Below are 2,919 nucleotides of genomic sequence, written 5' to 3' on the forward strand. Positions count from 1 at the left end.
CGACACGTCACCCTGTACGCGGACACCAGCTGCGTGCGCCTCGGAGGCCGACCCCGTTGTCGCAGAGCCACCCACTAACGACTCGCGGAATCTGCGAAAGTGTCGCAGAAAGCGCGAATCGCGCCGAGGGGTCGCAGGTAGCAGCGTCGACCGCCATTCCGTCATCGGCCAGAGGTTAAGGTCCATTAGGCGGCGGAGCGCCGGTCCGATACCTGTCCACGCGCAGGTCATGCAGGGGATCAGGCAATTCGAACGAGGGGCAGTTCGGGGAGGGGTCGAGTTTGCGGAATCTACAACTCGGCATCGTCCACTTTACATAATGTAGATTATCGGCACTTCAAACGTCGTGACTGGTGGATGGGCCTGTCATCTCATGGCCCGGCCGTCCTGCCGCATTGACGTCTTGCCGCATGGACGTCGTGTCGCGCGGTGTGCGCTCAAGCCCCTCAGGGTGTGTGGCGCTCCGCGACCGAGAGGGCTCTGAGGTGCGCTGGACCGCCGAGGTTCTTCTGGTCCGAGGGTTGCGGACTGCCCCCGGGCGTGGCTAAAACGTCACAGTGACGATTCTGGCGGACCCACTGGCGTGGCCCCCGTCGGATTAGCCACGCCGTCCCGCGCCACCAATCGCGGCCACGGGCGGCTGCAGGTGATCCCACGGCGCTGCCTGCTCGAGTTGACCGGCGAGGCGCAGGAGCATGGATTCACCCCCGAGCTGTGAGACGAACTGCACCCCCATGGGCACGCCCTCCGGGGTCCGGTGCAGAGGCAGCGAGAGCGCCGGTCGACCGGTGAGATTGGCCAACTGGGTGTACGGGATCCAGTTGAGATTGTTGTCGATCATCGATTCCACGAGCCCCGAGCGTCGCAGCAGGCCGGCTGTGCGGGTCTTGAGTAGCGCTGTCGCCGCACGGTGAGCGAGTCGCGGGGTGTCCAGCGCGCCGATGTGCGGAGGAAGGTCGGCCAGCGTGGGAGTGACCAGGAGGTCGTAACCGTCGAAGTAGGCCGACAACCTCCGCACGTGTTCGTGTCGACGCATCACCGTGTCGACGTACTCGACGCTGCTGTGCGCTCGTCCTAGGGCCGCCATGACTTGCGTATCCAGCTCGAAGTCACCGTCTCGGCACCCGGTGCGCCGCTTGGCGTCGTCGACCTGCCACGCCAGGACCACGAACCAGGAGGCGAGGAAATCGCGGGCCAGCGCCAGGTCGTCGACCGGTTGCTCGGTGAGCATCTCCACGTCATGACCGAGGTCGGACAGCGTCCGTGCGGCCGCCTCCACCGATGCCGAGGCCTCCGGATGGGGTTCGGAGTTGATCGAAGATGCGGTGCACACGCCGATCCGCAGCCGTCCCGGATCCTGACCGACCTGAGAGAGAAAGCTCTCGGTGGGCACCCCGGGAAGGTAGGGCCCGCTCGGCTCCCCGCCGGCCAACACATCCAGCATCGCCGCGGAGTCGCGGACGGAGCGTGAGATCACGCCGTTCGTCGCCGCACCGTGCATCGCCTCACCGATCGACGGCCCCATGGGGACCAGGCCGCGGCCCGGTTTGAGCCCGACCAGGCCGCAGCATGCGGCCGGGATGCGGATGGAGCCGCCGCCGTCGCTGGCCCCGGCCACGGGAACGACACCGGCCGCGACCGCGGCGGCTGACCCTCCCGAGGAACCGCCGGGAGTCCTGCTGGTGTCCCACGGGTTGCGGGCGGGACCGAAGAGGTCCGGTTCGGTGATGCCCTTCGCGCCGAACTCCGGGGTGTTGGTCTTGCCGAAGATGACGAGGCCCGAGTCGAGCCAGCGCTGTACCACTGTCGAATGCGCGGCCGCCGGGACGTGGGACAGGGGCCGCGAGCCGCCGCTGGTCGGCACCCCCCGGTAATCCTGGCCCAGATCCTTGATGAGGAAGGGAACTCCGGCGAAGGGTCCGTCGAGGGGCCCCGTGACCCGTTCGCGGGCCCGGGCGTCCATCCGGTGGACGATGGCGTTGAGGTGCGGGTTGACGGTGTCCGCCTGCTGCAACGCGACATCGAGCAACTCGCCCGCGGTCACCTCTCCCGACCTGGCCAGGTCGGCCAGCCCAAGAGCGTCGTGGCGTCGGTACTCATCGATGTGCATGGGTCGTGAGTGTACTCAGGGGCCGCCCGGCGGGACGGGTCCGCGCGATATCACGCAGACTCGGGGCATGACTGAGTCGACTCTCCCCCGAACAGTCCGGGTCTTGGCGTGTATCGCGCTCGCGAGCGCGATGGGCGCCTGTACAGGGCAGTCCGGTGATCCCTCGCCGTCCGCGTCGATCCCGACCGATGGGCCCGGAATCTCACCAGCCACTCGACAGTGCTGGACGACCTGACCCGAACGTGGACGGTCTACCGTCCCCCGGCGGCGGAGGGTGATCTCTCGGTGCCGGTGCTGCTCGTCATCCACGGGACCGGGGACACCGGCTCGGGGATCCGCAACGGGATAGGTCCCGACCTGGAGCAGTTGGCCGACGAAGAGGGCTTCGCGATCGTCTACGTCGACGGCCACGAGAACAACTGGAACGAGTGCCGGAGGGAGGGCGACTGGCCCGCCAAGGAGGACGACCTCGACGACGTGGGGCTCTTCCGGGAGGCCGCCGGGTCGCTCGGGACGACCGGCCCGGTCTACGCGGTGGGCTTCTCCTCCGGCGGACACATGGCCATGCGACTCGCCCTCGAGGCGCCGGACCTCGTCGACGGGGTCGCGGCGGTGGCCGCCAATCCCCCGACCCGGGACAACCTGGATTGCGGGGTGGGTGGCGAGCCGGTTCCGATCGTGTTTGTCCAAGGGCGTCAGGACCCGATCAACCCGATCGACGGTGGTGAGGTCCGCGTGGGATCGGGCCTCGCCGCGCAATCGCGGGGCGAGGTGCTGTCCGCCGTGGACGGCGCGGAGTGGTTCGCCCG

At 68.4% G+C, this 2,919-nt stretch carries 2 protein-coding genes; one reads left to right on the top strand and one right to left on the bottom strand.

Going from position 1 to position 2,919, the window contains the following annotated elements:
• Positions 1–598: 598 nt before the first annotated feature.
• Positions 599–2,110, bottom strand: a complete 1,512-nt coding sequence (locus tag G6027_RS03300; RefSeq protein WP_182635391.1) for an amidase — start codon at positions 2,108–2,110, stop codon at positions 599–601.
• A gap of 219 nt (positions 2,111–2,329) precedes the next feature.
• On the opposite strand from G6027_RS03300, the gene G6027_RS03305 reads away from it, so the two are divergent.
• Positions 2,330–2,919: alpha/beta fold hydrolase (locus G6027_RS03305; protein WP_346995613.1), on the top strand; the 590-nt coding region annotated here is incomplete at its 3' end.

This window comes from Dietzia sp. SLG310A2-38A2 (assembly GCF_014145095.1).
GTDB lineage: Bacteria > Actinomycetota > Actinomycetes > Mycobacteriales > Mycobacteriaceae > Dietzia.